Annotated in this window: 18 protein-coding genes; 7 read left to right on the plus strand and 11 right to left on the minus strand. The window is 64.7% G+C overall.

From position 1 onward, the window contains the following. Positions 1-9 precede the first annotated feature (9 nt). The 4 genes from ahcY (at position 10) to rhlE2 (ending at position 5,471) form a co-directional block, all read left to right on the plus strand. A complete protein-coding gene (gene ahcY, locus AC19YR_RS04510) occupies positions 10-1,419 on the plus strand; it encodes an adenosylhomocysteinase (protein ID WP_095109065.1) in 1,410 nt (469 codons plus the stop codon). A 186-nt stretch (positions 1,420-1,605) separates the two neighbouring features. Then, a complete protein-coding gene (gene metF / locus AC19YR_RS04515; protein WP_095109066.1) occupies positions 1,606-2,451 on the plus strand; it encodes a methylenetetrahydrofolate reductase [NAD(P)H] in 846 nt (281 codons plus the stop codon). 107 nt (positions 2,452-2,558) lie between these two features. Continuing rightward, positions 2,559-3,374, plus strand: a complete 816-nt coding sequence (locus AC19YR_RS04520) for a substrate-binding periplasmic protein (RefSeq protein WP_095109067.1) — start codon at positions 2,559-2,561, stop codon at positions 3,372-3,374. 222 nt (positions 3,375-3,596) lie between these two features. After that, entirely contained in the window at positions 3,597-5,471 is a 1,875-nt protein-coding gene (gene rhlE2 / locus AC19YR_RS04525; protein ID WP_095109068.1) for an RNA helicase RhlE2, read from the plus strand. Between the two features lie 137 nt (positions 5,472-5,608). Here rhlE2 and AC19YR_RS04530 read toward each other — a convergent pair whose 3' ends face one another. The 3 genes from AC19YR_RS04530 to AC19YR_RS04540 all read right to left on the minus strand — a co-directional run bounded on the left by AC19YR_RS04530 (position 5,609) and on the right by AC19YR_RS04540 (position 8,916). Continuing rightward, positions 5,609-6,187 carry a YceI family protein gene (locus AC19YR_RS04530; protein WP_095109069.1) on the minus strand — a complete coding sequence of 193 codons (579 nt, stop codon included), beginning with the start codon at positions 6,185-6,187 and terminating at the stop codon, positions 5,609-5,611. A 32-nt stretch (positions 6,188-6,219) separates the two neighbouring features. Further along, positions 6,220-6,771 (minus strand): cytochrome b, encoded by a 552-nt coding sequence (locus AC19YR_RS04535; RefSeq protein ID WP_095109070.1) that lies wholly within the window; start codon positions 6,769-6,771, stop codon positions 6,220-6,222. Between the two features lie 291 nt (positions 6,772-7,062). Continuing rightward, positions 7,063-8,916 (minus strand): flavin monoamine oxidase family protein, encoded by a 1,854-nt coding sequence (locus tag AC19YR_RS04540; protein ID WP_095109071.1) that lies wholly within the window; start codon positions 8,914-8,916, stop codon positions 7,063-7,065. A 211-nt stretch (positions 8,917-9,127) separates the two neighbouring features. Between AC19YR_RS04540 and AC19YR_RS04545 the strand changes: the two genes are divergently transcribed. Continuing rightward, entirely contained in the window at positions 9,128-10,534 is a 1,407-nt protein-coding gene (locus AC19YR_RS04545) for an adenosylmethionine--8-amino-7-oxononanoate transaminase (RefSeq protein ID WP_500597348.1), read from the plus strand. A 156-nt stretch (positions 10,535-10,690) separates the two neighbouring features. Beyond that, the gene (locus AC19YR_RS04550; RefSeq protein WP_500597350.1) at positions 10,691-11,410 is read left to right on the plus strand and encodes a 16S rRNA (uracil(1498)-N(3))-methyltransferase; all 720 of its coding nucleotides are present in this window, start codon (positions 10,691-10,693) and stop codon (positions 11,408-11,410) included. A gap of 41 nt (positions 11,411-11,451) precedes the next feature. On the opposite strand, the gene AC19YR_RS04555 is transcribed toward AC19YR_RS04550, so the two are convergent. After that, positions 11,452-12,348, minus strand: a complete 897-nt coding sequence (locus AC19YR_RS04555; protein ID WP_095109074.1) for a transporter substrate-binding domain-containing protein — start codon at positions 12,346-12,348, stop codon at positions 11,452-11,454. 37 nt (positions 12,349-12,385) lie between these two features. Then, complete coding sequence (locus AC19YR_RS04560; protein ID WP_095109075.1) at positions 12,386-13,627, minus strand: D-amino acid dehydrogenase; 1,242 nt, start codon at positions 13,625-13,627, stop codon at positions 12,386-12,388. A gap of 109 nt (positions 13,628-13,736) precedes the next feature. Here AC19YR_RS04560 and AC19YR_RS04565 point away from each other — a divergent pair, with 109 nt between their 5' ends. After that, positions 13,737-14,639 carry a LysR substrate-binding domain-containing protein gene (locus AC19YR_RS04565; protein ID WP_095109076.1) on the plus strand — a complete coding sequence of 301 codons (903 nt, stop codon included), beginning with the start codon at positions 13,737-13,739 and terminating at the stop codon, positions 14,637-14,639. A gap of 33 nt (positions 14,640-14,672) precedes the next feature. Here AC19YR_RS04565 and trhA read toward each other — a convergent pair whose 3' ends face one another. The 6 genes from trhA to AC19YR_RS04595 form a co-directional block, all read right to left on the minus strand. Beyond that, complete coding sequence (trhA, locus tag AC19YR_RS04570; protein ID WP_500597353.1) at positions 14,673-15,290, minus strand: PAQR family membrane homeostasis protein TrhA; 618 nt, start codon at positions 15,288-15,290, stop codon at positions 14,673-14,675. 27 nt (positions 15,291-15,317) lie between these two features. Continuing rightward, positions 15,318-15,743 carry a hypothetical protein gene (locus AC19YR_RS04575; protein ID WP_500597355.1) on the minus strand — a complete coding sequence of 142 codons (426 nt, stop codon included), beginning with the start codon at positions 15,741-15,743 and terminating at the stop codon, positions 15,318-15,320. Further along, positions 15,721-16,335 carry a transcriptional regulator gene (locus tag AC19YR_RS04580; RefSeq protein WP_500597429.1) on the minus strand — a complete coding sequence of 205 codons (615 nt, stop codon included), beginning with the start codon at positions 16,333-16,335 and terminating at the stop codon, positions 15,721-15,723. The genes AC19YR_RS04575 and AC19YR_RS04580 overlap by 23 nt, the downstream gene beginning before the upstream one ends. 70 nt (positions 16,336-16,405) lie before the next feature. Further along, positions 16,406-16,864: a chemotaxis protein CheW gene (locus tag AC19YR_RS04585; protein WP_095109080.1), complete on the minus strand. Its 459-nt coding sequence runs from the start codon at positions 16,862-16,864 to the stop codon at positions 16,406-16,408. After that, on the minus strand, positions 16,857-22,754 hold the full coding sequence (locus AC19YR_RS04590; protein WP_500597431.1) for an Hpt domain-containing protein: 5,898 nt from the start codon (positions 22,752-22,754) through the stop codon (positions 16,857-16,859). Before AC19YR_RS04590 ends, AC19YR_RS04585 begins: the two co-directional genes overlap by 8 nt. A 10-nt stretch (positions 22,755-22,764) precedes the next feature. Beyond that, positions 22,765-24,825, minus strand: coding sequence for a methyl-accepting chemotaxis protein (locus AC19YR_RS04595; RefSeq protein WP_095109081.1), 2,061 nt, complete (start codon positions 24,823-24,825; stop codon positions 22,765-22,767). Positions 24,826-24,945: the final 120 nt, after the last annotated feature.

The following is a 24,945-nucleotide window of genomic DNA, read 5'->3' on the forward strand; positions in this document are numbered from 1 at the left end:
AGGCTCTTCATGAGCGCTGTCAACACGCCTGCAGATTTTACCGACTACAAAGTCGCCGACATGTCCCTGGCTGCCTGGGGCCGTCGCGAAACCATCATCGCCGAATCGGAAATGCCCGCCCTGATGGGCCTGCGCCGCAAATACGCCGGCGAGCAACCGCTCAAGGGCGCGAAGATCCTCGGCTGCATCCACATGACCATCCAGACCGCCGTGCTGATCGAGACCCTGGTTGCCCTGGGCGCCGAAGTCCGCTGGTCGTCGTGCAACATCTTCTCCACCCAGGACCAGGCCGCCGCGTCCATCGCCGCCGCCGGCATCCCGGTGTTCGCCTGGAAAGGCGAGACCGAGCAAGAGTACGAATGGTGCCTGGAGCAGACCATCCTCAAGGATGGCGCGCCATGGGACGCCAACATGATCCTCGACGACGGCGGTGACCTCACCGAGCTGCTGCACAAGAAGTACCCGGCCGTTCTCGAACGCGTCCACGGCGTGACCGAAGAAACCACCACCGGCGTGCATCGCCTACTGGACATGCTGGCCAAGGGCGAGCTGAAAATCCCGGCCATCAACGTCAACGACTCGGTGACCAAGAGCAAGAACGACAACAAGTACGGCTGCCGTCACAGCCTCAACGACGCCATCAAGCGCGGCACCGACCACTTGCTGTCCGGCAAGCAGGCCCTGGTGATCGGCTACGGCGACGTGGGCAAGGGCTCGGCCCAGTCGCTGCGCCAGGAAGGCATGATCGTCAAGGTCTCGGAAGTCGACCCGATCTGCGCCATGCAAGCCTGCATGGACGGTTTCGAGCTGGTTTCGCCGTTCATCGACGGGATCAACACCGGCACTGAAGCGAGCATCGACAAAGCGCTGCTGGGCAAGATCGACCTGATCGTGACCACCACCGGCAACGTCAATGTGTGCGATTCCAACATGCTCAAGGCCCTGAAAAAGCGCGCCGTGGTGTGCAACATCGGCCACTTCGACAACGAAATCGACACCGCTTTCATGCGTAAGAACTGGGCGTGGGAAGAAGTGAAGCCGCAGGTGCACAAGATCCACCGCACCGGCCCTGGCGATTTCGACGCGCAGAACGACGACTACCTGATCCTGCTGGCCGAAGGCCGCCTGGTGAACCTGGGCAACGCCACCGGCCACCCGAGCCGCATCATGGACGGCTCGTTCGCCAACCAGGTACTGGCGCAGATCTTCCTGTTCGGCCAGAAATACGCCGACCTGTCGCCGGCCCAGAAAGCCGAGCGCCTGACCGTTGAAGTGCTGCCGAAAAAACTCGACGAAGAAGTGGCCCTGGAAATGGTCCGCGGTTTCGGCGGCGTCGTGACCCAACTGACCAAGACCCAGGCCGACTACATCGGCGTGACGGTCGAAGGCCCGTTCAAGCCGCACGCCTACCGGTACTGACAGCAGCGGCAAGCGGCAAGCTTCAAGCGGCAAGTAAAGGCGATGCGTTTACTGGTGGCTTGAGGCTTGTGGCTTGCTACTTCATCGCTCATTGAGCAGCTACAAGCGGTGAGCTTCAAGCCACAAGACCCGGCGCCCCGCCCTCTTGCCGCTTAAAGCTTGCAGCTTTTGGCTGGAGATTCCGACATGTCCCAAGACCGTCGCTACAGCTTCGAGTTCTTTCCGACCAAGACCGATGCCGGGCATGAAAAACTGCTCGCCACCGCCCGTCAACTGGCCGGCTACAACCCCGACTTCTTCTCCTGCACCTACGGTGCCGGGGGTTCGACCCGCGACCGCACGATCAACACCGTGCTGCAGCTGGAAAGTGAAGTAAAAATCCCTGCTGCGCCGCACCTGTCCTGCGTCGGCGACAGCAAGGCCGACCTGCGTGGCCTGCTGGCCCAGTACCAGGAAGCGGGCATCAAGCGCATCGTAGCCCTGCGCGGCGACCTGCCGTCAGGCATGGGCATCGCCAGCGGCGAGTTGCGCTACGCCAATGACCTGGTGAGCTTCATCCGCGAAGAAAGCGGCGATCACTTCCACATCGAAGTGGCGGCTTACCCGGAGATGCACCCACAAGCGCGTAATTTCGAAGATGATCTCGTCAACTTCGTGCGCAAGGCCAACGCCGGCGCCGACAGTGCCATCACTCAGTACTTCTTCAACGCCGACAGCTACTTCTACTTCGTCGAGCGGGTACGGGCGATGGGCGTGAACATCCCGATCGTGCCCGGCATCATGCCGATCACCAACTACAGCAAGCTGGCGCGCTTCTCCGACGCCTGCGGGGCAGAAATCCCACGCTGGGTGCGCAAGCAACTGGAAGCCTACGGCGATGACGTCAAGAGCATCCAGGCCTTCGGCGAAGAGGTCATCACCCAGATGTGCGAACGCCTGCTGCAAGGCGGCGCACCAGGGCTGCACTTCTACACCCTCAACCAGGCCGAACCGAGCCTGGCGGTATGGAACAACCTCAAGCTGCCACGGTAAGGGCAGCTGCAAGTTACAAGCTGTAAGCAGCAAGCTCTTGCAGCTTGTCGCTTACAGCTCGCAGCTGCTTTCTGGCTCTTTGCCATATCTCGTCGTAATCTCAAGGCATGCCCGTGATTGCGCAGTTACTCGTCGCCCTTCTCATCACTTGCCTGAGCTTTAGCGCCCGGGGCGAGAAAATCCGTATTGTCACCGAGCCCTGGGCGCCTTACGTGTACGAGGAAAACGGCGTGGCCCTTGGCCTGGACTACGAAACCACGGCCATCGTGTTCAAGCGCCTGGAGATCGAGGTGGAGTGGCAATTTCTGCCTTGGAAACGCTGCCTGGCGATGCTGGAACTGGGCCAGGCCGACGGCGCCCTGGATATCTTCCACAGCGCCGAACGCGAACTCACCCTGCTATACCCCAGCGAGCCACTGTCCGAAGTGGAATTCGTCCTGTTCTATGCCAACGCCCGCCCCCACCGTTTCGACAGCCTCGACGACCTGCGCGGCCTGACCATCGGCACCTCGCCCGGCTACCTGTACAGCACGCAGTTCAGCACCTCCAACCTGTTCACCCGCGAGCCGGCGCCCAGCCACGAAGCCAACTTCGGCAAACTGCTGCGCGGGCGCATCGACATGCTCATCACCGACCGCCGCGTCGGGCAATTGGTGGTCAACGAACTGCAACTCAACGACCAGATCAGCCAGCAACCCAAGGTTGTGAGCAGCAACAGCCAGTTCCTCGCGGTGCGCCGCAGTGCCGGCATGGACCTGCTGGTGCAACGCTTTGGCGCGGAGCTCAAGCGCTTCAAGCAAGAGCCGGCCTACGCTGAACTGAGCGCCAAATACGCCAGCATGCACATCCTGGCCAGCGAACCGGGCATCCCCCTGCAACGGGCGCCAGGCACCGTTGAGCAGCAGGAAAGCAGCGCGCAGTGATTGCTCTGTTATACTGCGGCCTTTCCGCCAGGCTGACGCCCGGACACCGGACCTAGCAACACGCCTCCCAACACCGCTACAGCGCAGCCACAGAGCCCGCGCGAGCGCTGCACGAGGCGCCAGGTTCGAGCTGGACCGGACGGGATCTCGTCCCCTTAAACGTGATTCGCACCCGGCAAGACTATCCCTCTGGGCCAAGCCCTAACTAAAACAGGATTACTCATGTCCTTTGCTTCCCTCGGTCTCTCCGAGGCTTTAGTCCGTGCCATCGAAGCGGCGGGCTATACCGAGCCTACTCCGGTGCAACAGCGGGCCATTCCCGCCGTGTTGCAAGGTCGCGACCTCATGGTTGCGGCACAGACAGGTACTGGTAAAACCGGCGGTTTCGCCCTCCCGATCCTGGAGCGGTTGTTCCCCAACGGTCACCCGGACAAATCCCAGCGTCACGGCCCGCGCCAACCGCGCGTCCTGGTCCTGACCCCCACCCGCGAACTGGCCGCCCAGGTGCACGAGAGCTTCAAGCTCTATGCCCGCGACCTCAAGTTCGTCAGCGCCTGCATCTTCGGCGGCGTCGGCATGAACCCGCAGGTTCAGGCCATGTCCCGCGGTGTTGACGTGCTGGTGGCATGCCCCGGTCGTTTGCTCGACCTGTGCGGCCAGGGCAGCGTTGACTTGTCCCACGTTGAAATCCTCGTGCTGGACGAAGCCGACCGCATGCTCGACATGGGCTTTGTCCATGACGTGAAGAAAGTTCTCGCGCGCCTGCCCAGCAAGCGCCAGAACCTGCTGTTCTCGGCGACGTTCTCCAAGGACATCACCGACCTGGCCGGCAAGCTGCTGCACAACCCCGAGCGCATCGAAGTCACGCCGCCCAACACCACGGTCGAGCGCATCGAGCAACGGGTATTCCGCCTGCCCGCCAGCCACAAGCGTGCATTGCTGGCCCACCTGATTACTGCTGGCGCCTGGGAACAGGTCCTGGTCTTCACCCGCACCAAGCACGGCGCCAACCGCTTGGCCGAGTACCTGGACAAACACGGCCTGAGCGCCGTCGCCATCCACGGCAACAAGAGCCAGAACGCCCGCACCAAAGCCCTGGCCGACTTCAAGGCCGGTGAAGTGCGCATCCTGGTGGCCACCGATATCGCCGCTCGCGGCCTGGACATCGACCAGTTGCCCCACGTGGTCAACTTCGAGCTGCCCAACGTTGACGAAGACTACGTGCACCGCATCGGCCGTACCGGCCGCGCCGGTCGCTCGGGCGAGGCGATCTCGCTGGTCGCGCCGGACGAAGAAAAGCTGCTCAAAAGCATCGAGCGCATGACCAAGCAGAAAATCGCCGATGGCGACCTGATGGGTTTTGACGCCAGCACGGTGGAAGCCGAAAAACCGGAAGTGCGCGAGCGCCCGGACGTTCGTAACCCGCGCAACCCCCGTGGCCCGCGTGGCGATGGCCCGAACGGCGGCGGTGGCGGCGGTGGTCGCAAGGACAAAGGCAAGGACAAGGGCGGCAAGGAAAAACCCGCCGCTGCCCGTGGCGAACGCCCGGCCCGCGAACAAAAACCCCGTGAAGGCACTCCGGCCCGCGAACAGCGCCAGCCGAGCCAGCCACCACGGGCCGCCGACCGCGCCCCGGACGAGTTCCTGGACGACGACATCGACAACTTCGGCAACCGCGTCGACTACGTGCCCCAGCAGAAACCTGCCCAGGGTCGCGGCCGTCGTCCGGGTGCTCCGGCCCAGGGCAGCGCAACCGGCGCTGCCGCCCCCCGCAGCGGTGGCGCGGCACGCCCCGGCAGCCCACGCAATGGCAGCGGCACCACCACCGGCACCGCCCCCGCCAAACGCAGCGGCCCGCGCAACGGCGCCCCACGTGACGGCCAGGCCCGCCGCGAGGAATCACGCAACCGCCGCCCGGCCCGTGACGACCAGCCACGCTTGTCGGAACCGGCCGTACAAAACCCACGCAGCGGCCCGGCACCGAAAATCATCCACAAGGAGTCCAAAAGCGATCGCTCGCTGACTCCAGAGCAATTGGATCAACTACCAGGCCGCCCACGCGGCGAAAAACCAGCGCTGCTGACCCGCAACCGCTGAGTTTTTGTAGGCATCGGCAAAGTGCCTGCTTGATGCCCGCTCCCACACAGGTTCCACTGGCGCTCAGTGGAATTTGAGCCGCACAAAAAAGCCCCCGGTCTCACAACCGGGGGCTTTTTCGTTTCAAGGCCGGGGCCTTACTTCACTTGCACGCCTTCCAGCGAGATATCCAGGTCCAGGGTCTGGGAACTTGGGCCCGGGCCTTTGATGCCGAAATCGTTCAGGTTCAGGGTGGTGCTGCCGTTGAAGCCGGCCCGCTGGCCGCCCCATGGGTCTTTGCCTTCGCCGTTGAAAGTGGCCTTGATAACCACGGGCTTGGTCACGCCGTGCAGGGTCAGGTCGCCAGTCACGTCAGCGGTTTTCTCGCCGGTGGTTTTCACCGCGGTGGAGACGAACTTGGCCTCTGGGTACTTGCTTACATCGAGGAAGTCTTTGCTGGCGATGTGCTTGTCACGCTCGGCGTGGTTGCTCCACAGGCTGGCGGTTTTCAGGGTGACGTCGATTTTGCTGGCTTCTGGCTTGGCCGCATCCCAAGAGAACGAACCGTCCCAGTCTTTGAAGGTGCCGTGGATGAAGCTATAGCCCAGGTGGCTGATTTTCCAATCGATGAAGGCGTGCTGGCCTTCCTTGTCGATCTTGTAGTCGGCGGCCATCGCCTGACCGGCCGACAACAGTGCAGTACCGATTGCCAGAGCGGCGAGAGTCTTCTTCAACATATTTTCTATTCCTTTGGAGTCCAGGTTGAACATCAGGCTTTGCGCCCCAGCATACGAGCCAGGGTCGCGTCACGATCGATAAAGTGGTGCTTGAGGGCAGCCAGGGCGTGCAAACCGGCGAAAACCACCAGCGCCCAGGCCAGATATAGATGCACGACACCGGCCACGTCCGCCTGGTCCGGCAAGCCAGACACCAGCGCCGGCACTTCAAACAGGCCAAACACCGCAATGCCCGCGCCGTCTGCGGTGGAAATCAGGTAACCGGCAATCATCACGGCGAACAGGCTCAGGTACAGGAACGAATGGCCGACCTTGGCACCCAGCCGCGTCAGGCGGCTATAGCTGCTCAACGTCGGCGGTGGCGGGCTGACAAAGCGCCACACCACCCGCAGCAGCATGACGGCGAACAGCGTCAGGCCAATGCTCTTGTGCAAATCCGGCGCGTCTTTGCGCCACGTGCTGTAGTAGTCCAGGCCAACCATCCACAAGCCCAGGGCGAACAGGCCGAAAACCGCCAGCGCCACACCCCAGTGCATGAAAATACTGACCCAGCCATAACGGGAAGAAGAATTACGTAACTGCATTGATTGCCAATCCTGTGGGAACTGCGGGCAAGGTTAACCCGTTATCTATCGACTTAAAGCGGAAAATTTGGCTTTAAATGATCGAGAAAAACGATCAAGAGTCTGAAACGGGCTCGTTAACGCAAGATTAACAGCGGGTTTATGACGGGCCGTCGTAGCCAGCGGGCTCGCTCGCTTGGGCGCAAAGCGGCCGAAAAAACCGTGGGGTACATGCGCACCCCAGCGCGGGCGAGCCCACTTGCTACAAAGGGAGCACGTTCCCATGCGGGCACATGGGAACGTTGGGAAGGGTTACTGCGCCTTGGCCTCAGCCGCCGGTTTGGCGACGGCTTTTTTCGCCGGTTCGACCTTGGCCGGGGCCTTTTTCGCGGGGGCCGGTTTGGCCGGGGCTTTTTTGACCGGTGGTTTTTTCGCCGGTTGGGCCTTGGCCGGGGCTTTTTTCACCGGCTCGGCTTTGGCCGGCACCACAGGTTTGGGCGCTTCCACCGGGGCCGGGGCAGCCACCGGAGCTGGAGCCGGGGCCACCGGTGCAACCGCGGGCTCTGGCGCCTTGGCCGGAGCTTTGTCGCCACCGCCGAACATCCGCGAGAAGAACCCGGGCTTGCCCGCTTCGGCTTTCGCCTCGGCCTTGGCCGGCTCTGCTTTCTTCTCGGCAGGCTTGTCGGACGAGCCGCCGAACATATTGCTGAAGAAGTTACCCTTGCTGGCCGTCGCCGCACCGGCCGCCGCAGCCGCCACCACAGGGGCCGCTTTTACCGGGTCGAACGACTTGCCCGCCGCCAGGTCCTGCACCTGGCTCGCTGCGCGCTGGCCGCTGCGCAGTGCGCCTTCCAGGGTGCCGGGGTAGAGGGCATCGGTGTGCTCGCCGGCAAAGGCAACGCGCTGGATCGGCCGCTCCCACAGGCGCCAGTATTTGCTGATCTGCCCCGGGCCAAAGGCCAGGTAGGCGCCGCCGGTGGACGGGTCGGTGCTGTAGCGGCGGATTTCATAGCCAGTGAACGCGCCACGGGCCTGTGGATAAAAAGCGTGCAGGCGGATCAGCACCTGGTCGGCGATCTGTTTGTCGCCAAAGGCCTGCATGATCCGCGCGTTGTCGCCGGACAGGTTAATCACCACGTTGGCGCCGCCCTTGAGCGCAGGCTCGATCCACAGCATGCCCAGGCCGGCGTTGCTGTACACCTCGCCGGACATCCGCGCCTTGCTCTCCCACACCGGGGTCTTGAACTTGAGCATGATCTGGTCGCGCCAGCCGTAGTTAGTGCCCTTGATGGCGCCCTGATGCACGGCGTCCAGGGCCGGGGTCATCTGGATCTTGGCCAGCGCCCGCAGCGGCACGGCCAGCACCACGTAGTCGGCCTGGTAGCCGACGCTACCGACCTTGACGGTGACGCCGTCCTTGCCCTGGACGATGGCCGACACCGGCGAGGCGGTTTTGATGGTTTTCAGCTGCTTGACGAACGCCTGGGCCAGCACCGGGCTGCCGCCGAGCAGGCGCGAGGCGCGCTGGTCGCGGTCGGCCACGCCACGGTAGACGCGGCTTTGCTGGGCGAAATACAGCAGCGACAGGCGCGACGGTTCGTCGTAGCGGCTGCGGATCTGCTGGTTGACCAGTTGCCGCGCGGTGGCCGGCAGTTGCAAACGGTCGAGCCAGTTGGACACGTTGATCTGGTCCAGGGCATGCAGGGTGCTATTGGCCGAGGGGTTGAGCGGGTCGGTGATCGAGCGCGCCAGGTCATCGAGGGTGGCTTCGTAGCGCTTAAGCGCCTCGGCAGTGGCCGGTTGCTTGGTGGCCAGGTCGGCGACGCTGAAGTAGGTGCCGTCGATCAGGTAGCCCGGGGTACGCACGAACTCCGGCGCGGGCGTGGTGCCCAGTTTGAAAGCGTCCACGTACTGGTTCAGCACCGGTTGGGTCTTGCTGTTGCCGATCCACTCGCTGGTGGCCATGCCGGAGCGCCCGCCCAGGTTCGGCCGCGCTTCGAGCAAGGTCACCTGCCAACCTTTGTTTTGCAGCTCGTACGCCGCCGTCAGGCCCGCCAGGCCACCGCCGATCACAATCGCCGTCGGTTGCTTGTCCTTGGCCAGCGCACTCACGCTGAACAGCCCTATCACCACCAGCGCACAGGCGCGCAGCCAACCAGCAGACATTCAGCGAACTCCGGTATTGAACGAGGAAAATTCCGATTTTTAAGCCAGACGGCTCACAGAGCGGCGAAGGATACGTCAGGCATCAGGTGCCCGCCAGCGACGTCTATCGCCGCGCCCGGCGCGCTATGGGTTGTCCCGCGCCCACGCATTGCATAGGCTTGCGCGATTGTTTGTCCGTGTATGTCCCGGACCGCCTCCAGGAGAGCCCCCAATGGGTCTGAATAATCAGTGGATGCAGCGCGACCTCGCGGTGTTGTGGCACCCGTGCACCCAGATGAAAGACCACGAGCAGTTGCCGCTGATCCCGATCAAGCGCGGTGAAGGTGTGTGGCTGGAAGATTTCGAAGGCAAGCGCTACCTGGACGCGGTCAGCTCCTGGTGGGTCAACGTGTTCGGCCACGCCAACCCGCGCATCAACCAGCGCATCAAGGACCAGGTCGACCAACTCGAACACGTGATCCTGGCCGGGTTCAGCCACCAACCTGTGATTGAGCTGTCCGAACGTCTGGTGAAGATGACGCCCGAAGGCCTGACGCGGTGCTTCTACGCCGATAACGGGTCATCCTGCATCGAAGTGGCGCTGAAAATGAGCTTTCACTACTGGCTCAACCGCGGCCAGCCGACCAAGAAGCGCTTCGTCACGCTGACCAACAGCTACCACGGCGAAACCATGGCGGCGATGTCGGTGGGCGATGTGCCGCTGTTCACCGAAACCTACAAGGCCCTGCTGCTCGACACCCTCAAGGTGCCCAGCCCCGACTGCTACCTGCGCCCCGAAGGCGTGAGCTGGGAAGAACACTCGCGCACGATGTTCGCCGCCATGGAGCAGACCCTGGCCGAGCACCATGCCAGCGTTGCGGCGGTGATCGTCGAGCCGTTGATCCAGGGCGCGGGCGGCATGCGCATGTACCACCCGGTGTACCTGACGCTGCTGCGCGAGGCCTGCGACCGCTACGGCGTGCACCTGATCCTCGACGAAATCGCCGTGGGTTTTGGCCGCACGGGCACAATGTTCGCCTGCGAACAGGCCGGCATCCGCCCGGATTTCCTGTGCCTGTCTAAGGCCCTGACCGGCGGCTACCTGCCACTGGCGGCGTGCGTCACCACCGATGAGGTGTACAGCGCCTTCTACGACGACTACCCGACCCTGCGCGCCTTCCTCCATTCCCACAGCTACACCGGCAACCCGCTGGCCTGTGCGGCGGCGCTGGCGACCCTGGATATTTTCGAGCAAGACAACGTCATCGAGAACAACAAGGCCCTGGCCCGGCGCATGGCCACCTCCACCGCGCACCTGGCCGACCACCCCCACGTGGCCGAAGTGCGCCAGACCGGCATGGTGCTGGCCATCGAGATGGTTCAGGACAAGGCCAGCAAAACCGCCTACCCGTGGCAGGAACGCCGTGGCCTGAAGGTGTTCCAGCACGCCCTGGAGCGCGGCGCCCTGTTGCGCCCGCTGGGCAGCGTGGTGTATTTCCTGCCGCCCTACGTGATTACCCCCGAGCAGATCGACTTCCTCGCCGAGGTGGCCAGCGAAGGCATCGACATCGCCACCCGCAGCACAGTGAGCGTGGCGGTGCCGGAAAACTTCCACCCGGGGTTTCGTGATCCGGGTTGATTGAGTTCACCTTTATTTTTGTGGGGCCGGGGCGGCCGCCATCGCGAGCAGTCTCGCTCCCACAAAGGCCCGCGCCGTTCCCGGTGGAAGCGAGCCCGCTCGCGATAAGGCCCGCAGGGCCTTCACCTGATCCACATGAATTACAGAGACCCACCCATGAGACTGTCCCGCTTCTTTACCGACACCCCGCTGAGCCTCGGCGAGCACGAACTGCCCGAGGCCCAGGCGCACTACATCAGCCGCGTGCTGCGCATGGCCGAAGGCGACGGGTTGCAGTTGTTCGACGGCTCGGGCCTGGAGTTTCGCGCCAGCCTGGTGGAAGTCGGCAAGAAGCGCGTACGTGTGCAGGTCACCGAGAGCTTTGCCGGGCAAGAAGAATCGCCGCTGCACATCCACCTGGGCCAGGGCCTGTCCCGGGGCGAACGCATGGATTGGGCAGTCCAGAAGGCCACCGAGCTTGGGGCCAATGAGATCACGCCGATTTTCACCGAGCGCTGCGAAGTGCGCCTCAAGGACGAACGCGCCGACAAGCGCCTGCTGCATTGGCGCCAGGTGGCCATCAGCGCCTGCGAACAATGCGGGCGCTCGCGGGTGCCGGTAATTCACCCGCCGCTGCTGCTGGCCGACTGGCTCAAACAGGCCGACGCCGCGCTGAAACTGGTGCTGCACCCGGTGGCCGAGCCGTTGCTCAGCCACGCCAAACCCGCTTCGCTGGCCTTTCTCATCGGCCCCGAGGGCGGTTTGACCGATGGCGAAGTGGCACAGGCCCGCCAGGCCGACTTCCACGCCGCCCGCCTCGGCCCACGGGTGCTGCGCACCGAAACCGCCCCCGTGGTCGCCCTGGCGGTGGCGCAGCAGTTGTGGGGTGATTTCTAGGCTCTCGCAGCCCGCTGCCACGTAGGCTTTCTCCCGCAGCCCTACTGCACCGGCTCACTCGTCGGCGCCGCAATCAGCGCCTTGAGCTCGCGGGTCATGGGGAATTCCAGGTTCAGGCCCTTGGGCGGGATGGGTTGCTCGAACCAGCGTTGGTAGATCCCGTGGATTTCCCCCGAGCGGTACAACTCGCCCAAGGTGTCGTTGACCAGGGCGAGGAACTGCGGGTCGTCCTTGCGCAGCATGCAGCTGTAGATCTCCCGCGATTGTTCCTCGCCCACCACCACCCACTTGTGCGGGTCGCGGGCCTTGGCCCGTTCGCCGTAGAGCAGCGCGTCGTCCATGTAAAACGCCTGGGCGCGGCCGGTTTCCAGCATCTGGAAGGCTTCGCCGTGGTCCTTGGCGCTAATCACCGCCATGCCCATGGTGTTTTCAGCGTTGTAGTTCTTCAGGTAACGCTCGTTGGTGGTGCCCGCCGTGGTCACCACGTTCTTGCCGCGCAGGTCGGCAAAGCCCTGGATGCCGCTGTCTCTGGCGGTGAGCAACTGGCCTTTGACGTAGATAAAACCGTAAGAGAACGCCACCTGCTTCTGCCGCTCGGCGGTGACGCCGGTAGAGCCGCACTCCAGGTCCACGGTGCCGTTCTGCACCAAGGGGATGCGGGTTTGCGAGGTAACCAGGTTGTACTTGACCTTGAGCTTGGGCATATCCAGCTTGTTGCGCACCCGTTCAACCACTTTGGCCGCCAGATCGACGGAGTAACCCATGGGTTGGCCGCTGTGGTCGCCCACGTAGGAAAACGGCACCGAGGCGTCGCGGTAGCCCAGGGTGATGCTCTGGGCGCCGGCGATTTTGCCCAGGGTGCCCGCCAGGGGGGCTTCGTTGGCGTGCAACGGGGCGCAGAAGGCCAGGGCACAACCGATCAACGTGATTTTTTGCATTGTTATTCTCCGTTGTGGTTTTTCGCGGAACCAAGGCTCACGCCGCGCGGGGCGTGAGGCCTTGCATGTCGATGGCGGGCCTGCGCCCACCGATCAATTCACTGAGCAAACGCCCGCTGGCACAGGCCAGGGTAAAGCCCAGCGCACCGTGGCCGAGGTTGAGCCACAGGTTGCGGTACGCCGTGGCGCCGATCAGCGGCACGCCATTGGGCGTGGCCGGGCGCATGCCGGCCCACTCGATGGCGGCCTCATAATCGCCGGCCTCGGGGAACGTCTCGCGGGCCTGGCGCTTTATCAGGGCCAGGCGTTTGGGGTCCAGGGCCGGGTCGAAGCCGACGATATCCACCATCGCCGCCACCCGTAATTGCTGGCCGAGCCGCGCGTAGACGATCTTGCGGTCGTAATCGGTGATGCTCAACTGGGGCGCGCGGTGCTGCGGGCCAATCGGCACCGTCAGGCTGTAGCCCTTGAGCGGGTACAGCGGCATCTGCACGCCGGGCAGGCGCAACAGCGGGCTACGGTGCCCGGCGGCGATCACCAGGTGTTCCACCGCCAGCACCTCGTCGCCCAGCTCGATGGCCTGCACCACCCCGCCGGCGTGGCGCAACCCGGTGACCGCTTGGCCCAGGCGCAAGGTGCAACTGCGCGAAGCCTGGAGCCGGGCCAGCAGTTGTTGGCAAAAGGCGTGGCAGTCGCCAACCTCTTCCTCCGGGGTATAGATGCCGCCCACCAGTTCGCGGCGGGCCAGGGCCGGCTCCAGGCTGGCGCATTCGGTATCCGACAGCACCAATTGCTGCTGTGGCTCGATCAGCGCATGGCGGGCGCGCTCGAAGCTATAGGCATCGCGGAAGGTCACCAGTTTGCCGTTGCGCCGCCAGTGGAAATCCCCCAGCAGGTCCTCTTCGCGCCAGTCGCTCAAGGTGCGCTGGCTCAACAGCGCCAGGCGCAGCAGGTGGGCGGCGTTCTGGCGGTTGACCGAGGTGCGGCACGCCGCCAGGAACGCGCCCATCCAGCGCCACTGCGCCGGGTCCAGGCGCGGGCGCAGCTTGAGCGGGGAGTCGGCGCGCAGCATCCAGCCCAACGCTTGCAAGGGCACGCCGGCATCGGCCAGGGGCGCGACATAGCGGTAGGACAACTGGCCGCCGTTGGCGAAACTGGCTTCCCCGCCCAGGTCCTGGCGCGCCTCCACCAGCGTCACCTCGACGCCGTCGCGCACCAGCGCATAGGCCGTTGCCAGGCCGACCACGCCGCCCCCGATGATGCAAACCCGCTGTGCCATGTCAGTCCTTGCCCTGTGGATAAATCAGGCGTTGAGGGTAGGCCCGGGTGACAGGCGCGGGACAATGAATAAAGATGGGCAACCCATAAACAAAGGTTATGGACTTGCCATGCGCTTGCGACATATCGAGATTTTCCAGGCCATCCGCCAGACCGGCTCGGTCAGCGGCGCCGCGCAGTTGCTGCACGTGTCTCAACCGGCGGTGACCAAAGTGCTGCAACACGCCGAGTTGCAGCTGGGCTTCCCGCTGTTTTTGCGGGTGCGCGGCAAGCTTCACGCCACCCCCGAAGCGCTGGAGTTGGAGCGCGAGGTCAGCAAGGTCAGCGAAAGCCTGCAAGGGGTGCGGCGCCTGGCCCAAAGCCTGCGCCGCGAACCGGGCCACAGCCTGCGTATCGGCGCTACGCCGGCGCTGGCCCTGTCGATCCTGCCGCCGGCCATCCACCAGTGGACGCAGCATTACCCCGACATCGCCTGCGAATTGTCCAGCGCCCACAGCCGCGAACTGACGCAAAACCTGCTGATGCGTGAAATCGATGTTGCCCTGACCCTGCAAAGCCCCGATCACCCGGGGCTCACGGCCCAGGCCCTGGCCGAGGGCGTGCTGGTGGTACTGGCCCCGGCCAACTACTGGCCGGCCGACACGGCGGGCCGGCCCCTGGCATTGATGGACCTGGCAGATGCGCCGTTGATTGGTTTGTCCAGCGCCGACCCGTTAGCGGCACGGCTCGACAGCTACCTGGAAGCGGTAGAACCGGCGCCGCGTATCCGCATTGCCGTGCAGACCTATTCCCTGGCCCGGGCCATGGTCGAATCGGGTGCGGGGCTGGCGGTGATCGACCCCTTCACCGCCCTCGGCGCCTCCACCGCCACCACCCGCATCCGCCCCCTCGCCCCGGCGCTGCCCATCACCCTCTACGCCGTCACCCGCGCCCACGAAGCCCCGGCCCACACCCTGGGCAGCCTGCTGCACATCGTCAGCAACAACGCCCGCCAAGCCCTGGCACGCCTGTAGCACGCGGGCAGTGCGTGGCAAACAGGACGGCGGTTAGAGCACGTAAAACAGAATCGCCACGAAATGCAGCAAGCTGCCGCCCATGACGAACAGATGCCAAATGCCGTGGGCGTGGCGCAAACGGCTGTCGAGGGCGAAGAAGATGATGCCCACGGTGTACAGCACCCCACCCGAGGCCAACCAGGCGAAACCGCTGGGGCCCAGGGCCGCCAGCAACGGTTTGACCGCCACCAGCACGATCCAGCCCATCACCGCGTAAATCACGATGGATAAAATCCGCGCCTCGGAGCGGGGCTTGATCTCCTGCAAAATGCCGATCACCGCCAGCCCCCAGACAACCCCGAACAACGTCCAACCCCACGGCCCGCGCAGGGTCACCAGGCAAAATGGGGTGTAGCTGCCGGCGATCAGCAGGTAGATCGAAAAATGGTCGACCTTCTGCATGATCGCCTTCTTGCGCCCGCGCACGCTGTGGTACACGGTCGAGGCGCTGTACAGCACCAACAGCGTGAACCCGTAGATCGCCACGCTGACAATCTTCCAGGGGCTGCCGTCCAGGCTGGCGATCACCAGCAACCACACCGCCCCCACACACGCCGCCACCGCCCCGAGCAAATGGCTCCAGGCGTTGAATCTTTCCCCGTGATACATCGCTGCCTCGCTTTGGAAACGCTTAAATCAGAGCTGGTCCAGCACTTGCTGTACCTGCCTGCGCAAATGCTCGGCATGGCTCAACAATTCCGCCAACAGGGCGGGGTCTTCATCCATATACCCCTCGTACTCCGCAAGGTTGCGCCGCTCATGGCACAACGCAAACAGGCGCACCGCAATCTTGCTCGCGTCCATCGTGTGAGCCAGGCATTGGAAAACCAGGTAGCGCTTGTCAGAACGGTACCCGCACAAGCGCAACGCGGTCAGCGCGATGGCGTGCGCGGCGTTGTAGGCCAGGTCAAAACGGCTGGCAAACGAGAGCTGGCTGACCTGTGCATCGCGCAAGCGATCCGTGGCCGAACGCATCAGCCCTTCACATTCCTTACGATCCGGCGGCTCAGCCTTCAAGCCGCCACTGCGAACCAGATTCTCAAGATTCTCGAGGTTTCCCATCCTCGGCCTCCAAAGGGTTACTGCCTATCAGGTTTATTTTCTCCTGCTGTGCAACCCGCTCTACGAAGCTGTTACCCGCCGCCCATTTGGCGGCCCAGTCTTGAGGTGTGTAGAGCGTAGGGTTGAGCGGGCGGCCCAGTTGCTCTTCGAGTGGCATCAACTGTTCCATCACGTCACTGTAGTGCAGCCCTTCGCCGATCAGCATCAGGTCTATGTCACTGGATGAGTTGGCCTGGTTCTTGGCAACAGAGCCGTAAATGAACGCCCACGTCAGTTGCTTGGCAAATGGCGCCAGGGCTGCGCGCAAAGGTTGGGCGATGCCGAAGGTCTTGCGGGCAATGCCCAGCAGTTCGGCATAAATGGGGCAGTCAGGGTTGGCCTGATAGTGGGTCTGATTGCCCTGGCGGGTCATGGTCAGCACACCTGCCGCCAGTAACCGCTCCAGTTCGCGCATCAGACTGCCCCTACCCACCTGCGCCGAACGTGCGATTTCGTTGGCGTAGAAGCTGCGCTCGGGGCTGGTGAAGAGCAATCCCAGGACTTTCTGCTGGGTTGAAGTAAACAGGGCATCACTGAGTGAAGCACTTTCCATGACCATGCTCGATAAGTCCCAAAAAGGGAACGATAAGTCCCTTTTTGGGACTTATCAACCGGCAAAGCCCCTACCCCACCAACCCCGCCTCCACCAGCAAGGCCTCAAGCCCCGGCAAGTCCGGGACTTTGGCCACTTGGTCGGCGATTTGCACGGCGGCTTTTTCCAGGGGGCAGAGGGGCACGTCCACGTAGCTCAGTTGGCTGTCGAGCTTGCAGGAGCGCGGGATGCCCTGCACCAACAGGCCAATAAATTTAAGGCCCGCATGGCCGCCCAGGGCGTTGAGGACGACGATGCGGGCGCGTTCGCCGATGACGGTTTTCTGCCCGCAGGCCGATTCAAAACTCAGCAGCGGGATGTGCCGGTCCCGCCAGGTCACGCGGCCCAAGTACCAGGGCGGGGTGTCGAGGTCGAAGGTGCCGGGCTGGTAGTCGATCAGTTCGGCGATGGCCACGTTGGGCAGGATCAGGTGGCGGTCGCCCAAGGGCAGGAGCAGCCCGGTAAGGCTGCTGACGCGGTGGTCACGCATGGGGTTTGCTCCACAGGCCGATGCTTTCAAGCAAGACCGACTCCTGGTACGGCTTGCCCAGGTAGTCGTTGACGCCGATGGCCATGGCGCGGTCGCGGTGTTTCTGGCCGGTGCGCGAGGTAATCATGATGATCGGCAGCTGTTGCAGGCGCGGATGGTTGCGCACGGCGATGGCCACTTCAAAGCCATCCATGCGCGGCATTTCGATGTCCAGCAGCATCAGGTCGGGGGTGTGCTCTTCCAGCAGAGCCATGGCGTCCACGCCGTCTTTGGCGGTGAGGACGTTCATGCCGTGGCGTTCCAGCAAGCGGCTGGTGACTTTGCGCACGGTGACCGAGTCGTCCACCACCAGCACCAGCATGGGCCGGCGTACCTGGCTGTCGCCCGCCGCGCCGTCGCCGCTGCGCTGTTGCGGCAGGCGTGTGTGTAGGGCGCGCATATGGGCCAGCAGGTCGAGGATCAGCACCACCCGGCCATCGCCCAGGATGGTCGCCCCGGACAGCCCCTGCACGGCGGCGAACTGCGGCCCCAGGCTCTTGACCACGATTTCGCGGCTGCCGGCCATGGCGTCCACCTGCACCGCGATGCGCCGCTCGTCAACGTGCACCAACAGCACCGGTAGCGCCTGGTTTTCCCCTAGCGAGCGCGGCCGGGCGACGGTGCCGAGCAGTTCGCCCAAGTAGCACAACTCGTAGCGCTGCCCGGCGTATTCATAGTGCGGCGCATCGAGTTGGTAGCAGGCCTCCAGCTCGTTGGGCAGCACCCGCACGATGCCTTCGATGGTGTTGAGCGGGATCGCGTATTGCTCCTCCACGCACTGCACCATCAGGGCCTGGTTGACCGACAGGGTGAACGGCAGACGAATGCGAAAGTGCACGCCCAGGCCCGGGGTGGAGTCGATGCTCATGCTGCCGCCCAGTTGCCGCACTTCTTCGTGGACCACGTCCATGCCCACGCCACGCCCGGAAATCTGGGTGATTTTTTCGGCAGTGGAAAACCCCGGTTGCAGGATGAATTGCAGCACTTCGCGGTCGCTGATTTGGGCGGTGGGGTCCAGCAGGCCGCGGTTGATCGCCTTGCGCCGCACCGCTTCGAGCGGCACCCCGGCGCCGTCGTCGCGGATGTCGAAGACGATGTCGCCGCCCTCGTGGGACAGGTCCAGGGTGATGCGCCCCTGGGCCGGTTTGCCGGCGGCCAGGCGCACCGCAGCGGCCTCCAGGCCATGGTCGACGGAGTTGCGCAGCATGTGTTCCAGGGGGGCGACCATGCGTTCGAGCACGTTGCGGTCCATCTCGCCCTGGGCGTTGCCGACCACGAAGGCCACGTCCTTGCCCAACTCGCCGGCCACCTGGCGCACGATGCGCTTGAGGCGCGGCAGCATGCGCTCGAACGGCACCATGCGCGTGCCCATCAGGCCTTCTTGCAGCTCGGTGTTGACCCGGCCCTGCTGCTGCAACAGGTTTTGTGCGTCGTAGGTACGCCGGCCGAGGGTTTCCTTGAGGTCGAGCAGGTCCGAGGCGGACTCGGACAAGGCCCGCGACAGTTGCTGCAAGAGGGAGTGGCGGTCCATTTCCAGTGGGTCGAACTCTTCGTAGCCCTGGTGCTCGGCCTCCATTTGCTGCTGGCCGAGGGTGCGCGCCTGGGTTTCGGTTTCCAGGCGCCGCAGTTGATCGCGCATGCGTTCGAGGGTGGTTTCCATCTCGCCCAGGGCAGTGCGGGCGTCGTTGACCTGCTGTTCGATGCGGCCACGGAAGATCGAGGTTTCGCCGGCCAGGTTGACGAGGTCGTCGAGCAGTTGCGCCGAAACCTTGACCATGTCGGCGCTGCTTGTTTCCTGGGGAGCGGGCGGTGCAACCTCGACGGCGGCGGGCGCGGGTTCGGCGGCGGGTGGCGCCACGGGGCATTGGGCGAAGCTGCGGATGGCTTCGATCAGGCTGTCGGCGGCCAGCACCGGGCGGGCAGCGCGGGCCGCTTCGAGCATCTGGGCGAGGCGGTCGTGGCAGCTTTGCAACAGGGTGAAGAGTTCCTGGGAGGGCAGCAATTGCCCGGCCGAGAGGCCTTCGTAGAGAAATTCCAGTTCATGGGCCAGGTCGCCGATCGGGCCGATTTCGACCATCCGCGCACCGCCCTTGAGGGTGTGCAGGTCACGCAGCAGGGTTTCCAGTTCCTGGCGGCCATGCGGCTCGGCCTGCCAACGCAGCAACGCGGCGCCGGAGCTGTCGATGATGTCAAAGCCTTCTTCGAGGAAGATTTCCAGCAGTTCCGGGTCGGCCCCGGCGCTGTCCGCCACCGGTTCGGCCACGGTCTCACTCGCCGCAGGGCTGGCGGCCTGCTGGCGGAAATCGCGGATGGCGTCGATCAAAAACCCTGGGTCTTCCAAGGGATGGTGCTGCTGCAAGTCTTCCAGCAGCAACGCCAGCAGGTCATGGCTGTGTTGCAACAGCAGCGCCAGCTCCTGGCTGTAGGCGTAGCGCCGGTCCACCAGGTCTTCGTAGAGGCTTTGCAGTTCATGGGCCAGGTCGCCCACCGGCGCCACGTTGGCCATGCGCGCACCGCCCTTGAGGGTATGCAGGTCCCGTTGCAGCGATTGCAAGGGCGCGCTGTTGTCCGGTTCGTCGAGCCAGCGTTGCAGGGCCTGGCCGGCGCTTTCGAGGATGTCCGTCGCTTCGTCGAGGAAGATCGCCACGATCTCGTCGTCCACCGGCGCGGTGTGCGCCAGTTCGGCAGTGGCGGTGCCCAGGTCGCTGATGCTCAGGGTGCGGTTGGCATCGCTGCGGATCAGCCCGGTGGCGGACGGGTCCAGGCTTTGCCCGAGCAACTCGCGCAGGGCCTTGACCCGCGCCGGTTGCGGGCTGATTTCCTGCCCGGCGGCCAATTGGTCGAGCATGCTGATAAGGGCTTCGTGGGCGCTGTCGGCCTCGCGAAAAAACGCTTCGCTGACCGCCAGGCTGCTTTCTTCGACCGCGCCGTAGAGGTCGAGCAAGGCCTCGCACAGTTCATCCATCGGGTGCAGCTCGGCCAGGTGCGCGCCTTCGCCCAGGGTGGTCAGTTCGTCCAGCAGGGCGCTCAGTTCCTGGCGCTCGCCGGGGTGCTGCTGCCAACGCTGCAACAGGGTTTCGGCGTCGAGCAGGATGTCCATGCCCTGGGCCAGGAAGTTGCTGATGAGCTGCGGGTCGCGCTTGACCCGCAGGCCGCCGCTGGGGGCGTTGAGGATGGCTTGCAGGCGTTCGGCAAGAAGCTTTTGCGTGCGTTCGATCAACGCCGCGGCCCCCTCGATGCGCGCCAACGGGTCCAGGTGCAGGTGCTTCAAACCACGGCGCAGCAGGCCTTCGGCTTCGAGCAGCAGTTCCACTTCGTCCAGGTCCAGGGGCAACTGGTGCGCCTTGTACTCGCGGGCCAAGTGGTCCAGGGGCGCGGCCAACTCGGCCATCGGCAGTACGCCGGCCATGGAGGCGCTGCCCTTGAGGGTGTGCAGGGCCCGTTGCAGTTCGTCGCTGGCCTGCAACGGCAGGTGCTCGGCGGCCTGGTCGAGAAAGCGGTTGAGGCTGTCGAGGTGGGCCTGGGCCTCGGTGCGGAAAATCTCCAGCAGTTGCGGGTCCAGCGCCGCCGGGGCGGCGACCGTGGTTTGGTCGCCCCGGGCCAGGGCATGGGCGCGGGCCGCCAGTTGATCGACCTCATCGCGCTGGCGCTGGGCCTGGGCGGCGAAATCGGCGATCAGGCGCGGCAGCAGGCTGACCACTTCGTCGAGCAACTGATGCAGCGCCGGCGAAGGTTCGACGCTGTGTTCCAGCACGCGGTTGAGCAGGTTTTCCACGGCCCAGGCCAGTTCGCCCAGCACCAGGGCACGGACCATGCGCCCGCTGCCCTTGAGGGTGTGGAAGGCGCGGCGCAGCTCGCTCAGGGCCGAAGCGTCGGTGGGGTCGGCGTGCCATTGCGGGAGAAATTCATGGAGCACTTCGAGGACTTCATCGGTTTCTTCGAGGAACACCTCATGCAACTCCTCGTCCACCGGCGCTTCGCCCGTGGGCGGCGGCAGCAGGCTGCCGGGGGTGTGCCGCGCGGGCGGGTTGAGGCTCGACACCGGCCCGGCCAGCACATCGGCCAGGGACTGGGCGACCTCGGCGTCGTCCAGCTCCTGCAAGTCGTGCATCACCAGCGCTTCGTTGGGGCTCAGGGGTTGGCTCAGCACCGGCACATGGGGCTCGGCCGGCAGGTAACCGAGGGCCGCCAGGCTTTCTTCAGCCGCGTCCAGCACGGTTTCGCCGGGGGCCAACGGGTCCTGGCCGAGGCGTTCAAGGTAATACTCGATGCTGCTCAGGGCGTCGGCCAGGTGTTCCAGTTGCTCCCAATCGGGCGGCGTAGGGCTGCCCAGCAGATGCTCGCGGACAAAGCCGTTGCAGGCCTCCAGCAGGCCCGCGCCCCGGCTCAGGGGGATCATCGCCAACGCGCCGCGCACCTGGGTCAGCAGCTCGGGCAGGTCCTGGACCTGGCTGCGGTCCCATTCGCCGTCGATGTAGTCGACGATCATGTCCTTGGCCTGTTGCAGGCAGGCCTGGGCTTCCTTGATGACCAATTGGTGGATCTGGGTCAGGTCGGTGGTGGGCAGGTGGCTTTCCTCGCGGCGCTGCGCCTCGACGGTGCCGACCATCCCGGCCAGTGTGGCTTCGACGTACAGCAGCGCCCCGGCGACGTCCATCAACACTGCGTCGTTGGGCTCGCGCTGGCCTTGGGCCAGGCTCTGCACCACCGCCAATTGGTCGATTATCACTTTGCGCGGCTGGCCGAAACCCAGCACCGCCAGGGTGTCGGCGATCTGCCGCAACGGCGCCAGGAGGCTGTCCAGGTCCGAGGTGTGCTGGCGGTCGCTGCGCACGAACAGGTCCAGGCGTTCCTTGACCCGCACCAACTCCTCGCACAGGGCGGCGAGCACCGAGCGCATGGCGTCGCGGTCCGGCCCGGCCAGGCGCGCGCGTTCTTCATCGACCACGGCGCTGTCAGGCAAGGCGTCGTCGAGTCCGTAGGCTTCTTTCATGGTCTGCATCTGTCCGCTGGGATGTTCGGCTTTGGCGATATAAAACAACAGGCTGGTGAGCAAGTGCGGCGGCGCAGGCTGGTTGACCCCGGCCATACCCTGGTCGAGCAAGCGCTTGAGTTCTTGGTCAGCGTCCTTGAACAGGCTGCGCAGGGCCGGGCTGTTGCCGATACTGCCTGTGCGCATGCCGTCCACCAGCGCTGCCGCCACTTGCCACAAGGGCTCCAGCGGCGCATTGCGGCACAAGGCCTGGAGCCGGCCAAACACGGTGGCCAAGCGCGCCAGGTTGGCGTCGTCGTCCTGCTCGCGCAGCAACCCCGCCAACGCGGTTTGCAGCCCCTGGCGCAATTTGCGCAGTACCACGGGCAAGTCGGGCGGCTCCAGCAGGGCCAGGGCATAGGCGTCCAGGGCGGGGATCACCGGCAGTTGCGGGCTGAACAGGCTGGTTTCCGACAGCAGGCTTTCACCCCGGGCGCTGCGCAAATCGTTGAGCAGGGGCAGCACCACCAGGGGCAGGTCGCGCCGTGCGCTTTGCACGCGCTCCAGGTAGATCGGCAACTGCACCAGGGCCTGGCGTAGCAGGCCGATGGCTTCGTCGCGGTGGCCGGCGCGGCCCTGTTGCACGGCCAGGGCCAGTTGTTCCATCTCTTCGGCCAGCAGCGCCGCGCCGTAGAACTCGACCATCTGCAGGCAACCGTGAACCTGATGAACGCTTGCCAGGCACCGTTCGAGGGCCTCGGCATCGTGCTCGCCGGCCTCGGTGCCCAGGCTGTCGAGGGCGGCCAGGGCTTGCTTGAGGGTTTCGGCGATTTCACCCTTGACCCATTCCAGGCCCACATAGTCGTGCCGGTCGACCATCACCATGGCCTCACGCGTGCTCGACGCCCGGCTCGGGGGCGGCGGGCAAGGTAAAGCCCGACACCGAGCGGCGCAGTTGGCTGGCCATTTTCGCCAGGTTGCCAATGCTTTCGGCGGTGGCGGTGGAGCCGGAGGAGGTTTGCGAGGTGATCTGCTGGATCACGTTCATGGTCAGGGAAATCTGCCCCGCCGACAGGGTTTGCTGCTGCGCCGCGTTGGAAATGCTCTGGATCAGCGCCGCGAGGGTCTTGGACACGCCTTCGATTTCTTCCAGGGCCACGCCTGCGTCCTGGGCCAAGCGGGCGCCACGCACCACTTCGGTGGTGGTCTGCTCCATGGAAATCACCGCTTCGTTGGTGTCGGTCTGGATCGCCCGCACCAGGGTTTCGATCTGCCGGGTCGCCGCCGAGGAACGCTCGGCCAGGCGCTGCACTTCGTCGGCCACCACGGCAAAGCCGCGGCCGGCGTCACCGGCCATGGAGGCCTGGATCGCCGCGTTGAGGGCGAGTATGTTGGTTTGGTCGGCAATATCGTCGATCAAGCTGACAATATCGCCGATTTCCTGGGAAGACTCGCCCAAGCGCTTGATCCGTTTAGCGGTGTCCTGGATCTGTTCGCGGATGTTGTCCATGCCGTAGATGGTGTTGTGCACCACCTCGTTGCCCTTGTTAGCGATTTCCACCGAGCGCTCGGCCACTGCGGAGGACTCGGCGGCATTGGCCGAGACCTGGTCGATGGAGCGGGCCATGTCATTGATGGAGGTCGAGGCCTCGCTGATCTGCTGGGCCTGGTGTTCCGAGGCCTGCGCCAGGTGCATGGCGTTGGCCTGGGTTTCCTGCACGGCGGCGGCGACGAGGCCGGCGGTGAGGTTGATGGTGGCCACCAGGTCGCGCAGTTGGTCCACCGAATAGTTGATCGAGTCGGCGATGGTGCCGGTGAAGTCCTCGGTGACCGACGCGGTCACGGTCAGGTCGCCGTCGGCGAGGTCGGCGATTTCGTCCAGCAGGCGCATGATCGCGTTCTGGTTGCGTTCGTTTTTCTGCGCCGTTTCGCGCAACTGGCGGTTCGTCTCGCGCACCATCACCAGGCCGATCAGGATGATCGAGGCCAAGGCCAGCAGGCCCAGCACGTAGCCGCCCACCGCGTTGACGGTGCGCCCCTCGGCCAGGTTCTCGAAACCGCTGGCCAGCAACGAGGCTTCGTCGAGCAGGGTCTGGGACAGGTTGAAAATGTTGCCCGCCGACTCGCGGACCTTGAACAGCTCGGGCGAGGTTTCGAGGATTTCGTCCACGGAGCCGGAGACGAACTGGAACAACTCGGCGATTTCCGCCAACCGCGCGCGGGCGTCGCGGTCCTCGACCTGGCTGACCTTGAGCAGCGTGTTGCCCTGGAGCATGCCGTTGAGCACCTGGCCGAAGCGCGCGGCGTCGCGGCCAAAGGCATCGGCGGCCTGCACCGCGTTTTCGTCCCCCGCCAGCACGGTGTTCACTGCACCCAGTATGCGCTCGGCCAGCAACGATTGGCGCTGGGCCATGGCCACTTGCCCGGCCGGGGCGCCGCGTTGCAGGAGGATCTCCACGACTTTTTCGTATTCGACCTGCAATTGCGGCACGGTTTCGGCCAGGGTGGCGGCGACCTGATGCAGCGACAGTACGGTCTGTTCGCTGGACAGGATGGCGTCGGCGTTTTTCAGCAGGCGCTCCCAGTCGAGCTGCACCGCGCGCATTTGCGGGCGCACCGCCGACGGCGCACCGGGCAGGCCGGTGGCCGGGTCGCCTTTTTTCAGGTAACCCCAGCGCTGGGCAAAATCGTTGCGCGCGTCGCTGAGCAGCTTGAACGCCGCAGCCTTGCCGGCGGCGGCCTCGGTGGCGTTCTTCGCGATGCGCTGGGACAGCACCCGCAGCTCACCGGCGTGGCCGATGTACTGCTTGTCGTAGTTCGACTGGGTATTGAGGTAGGCGAAGTTGGCGAACAACAACACGATGAACACGATCAGGGCCATGAACAGCACGATGATCTGCGAACGGCTGCGCGACGCTTCCATGGGCTTGGCGGTTTTTGCTTTTGTCATCGATCAGGTCCCCACCTGTCGCCACAGGCACCGTGGCCAGCGGGCTTGTCCGCGAGTGAGCGCAAGGCGCTCTTGAAGTGAATCGGTTAAACCATGGAGCCGGGCCCACCTAAGCGAACC

This window comes from Pseudomonas sp. MF08817 (assembly GCF_059862705.1).

Coding starts and splice junctions, on each gene's coding strand:
- ahcY (WP_095109065.1), top strand. CDS start 10: ATGAGCGCTGTCAACACGCCTGCAGATTTTACCGACTACAAAGTCGCC.
- metF (WP_095109066.1), top strand. CDS start 1,606: ATGTCCCAAGACCGTCGCTACAGCTTCGAGTTCTTTCCGACCAAGACC.
- AC19YR_RS04520 (WP_095109067.1), top strand. CDS start 2,559: ATGCCCGTGATTGCGCAGTTACTCGTCGCCCTTCTCATCACTTGCCTG.
- rhlE2 (WP_095109068.1), top strand. CDS start 3,597: ATGTCCTTTGCTTCCCTCGGTCTCTCCGAGGCTTTAGTCCGTGCCATC.
- AC19YR_RS04530 (WP_095109069.1), bottom strand. CDS start 6,187: ATGTTGAAGAAGACTCTCGCCGCTCTGGCAATCGGTACTGCACTGTTG.
- AC19YR_RS04535 (WP_095109070.1), bottom strand. CDS start 6,771: ATGCAGTTACGTAATTCTTCTTCCCGTTATGGCTGGGTCAGTATTTTC.
- AC19YR_RS04540 (WP_095109071.1), bottom strand. CDS start 8,916: ATGTCTGCTGGTTGGCTGCGCGCCTGTGCGCTGGTGGTGATAGGGCTG.
- AC19YR_RS04545 (WP_500597348.1), top strand. CDS start 9,128: ATGGGTCTGAATAATCAGTGGATGCAGCGCGACCTCGCGGTGTTGTGG.
- AC19YR_RS04550 (WP_500597350.1), top strand. CDS start 10,691: ATGAGACTGTCCCGCTTCTTTACCGACACCCCGCTGAGCCTCGGCGAG.
- AC19YR_RS04555 (WP_095109074.1), bottom strand. CDS start 12,348: ATGCAAAAAATCACGTTGATCGGTTGTGCCCTGGCCTTCTGCGCCCCG.
- AC19YR_RS04560 (WP_095109075.1), bottom strand. CDS start 13,627: ATGGCACAGCGGGTTTGCATCATCGGGGGCGGCGTGGTCGGCCTGGCA.
- AC19YR_RS04565 (WP_095109076.1), top strand. CDS start 13,737: ATGCGCTTGCGACATATCGAGATTTTCCAGGCCATCCGCCAGACCGGC.
- trhA (WP_500597353.1), bottom strand. CDS start 15,290: ATGTATCACGGGGAAAGATTCAACGCCTGGAGCCATTTGCTCGGGGCG.
- AC19YR_RS04575 (WP_500597355.1), bottom strand. CDS start 15,743: ATGGGAAACCTCGAGAATCTTGAGAATCTGGTTCGCAGTGGCGGCTTG.
- AC19YR_RS04580 (WP_500597429.1), bottom strand. CDS start 16,335: ATGGAAAGTGCTTCACTCAGTGATGCCCTGTTTACTTCAACCCAGCAG.
- AC19YR_RS04585 (WP_095109080.1), bottom strand. CDS start 16,864: ATGCGTGACCACCGCGTCAGCAGCCTTACCGGGCTGCTCCTGCCCTTG.
- AC19YR_RS04590 (WP_500597431.1), bottom strand. CDS start 22,754: ATGGTCGACCGGCACGACTATGTGGGCCTGGAATGGGTCAAGGGTGAA.
- AC19YR_RS04595 (WP_095109081.1), bottom strand. CDS start 24,825: ATGACAAAAGCAAAAACCGCCAAGCCCATGGAAGCGTCGCGCAGCCGT.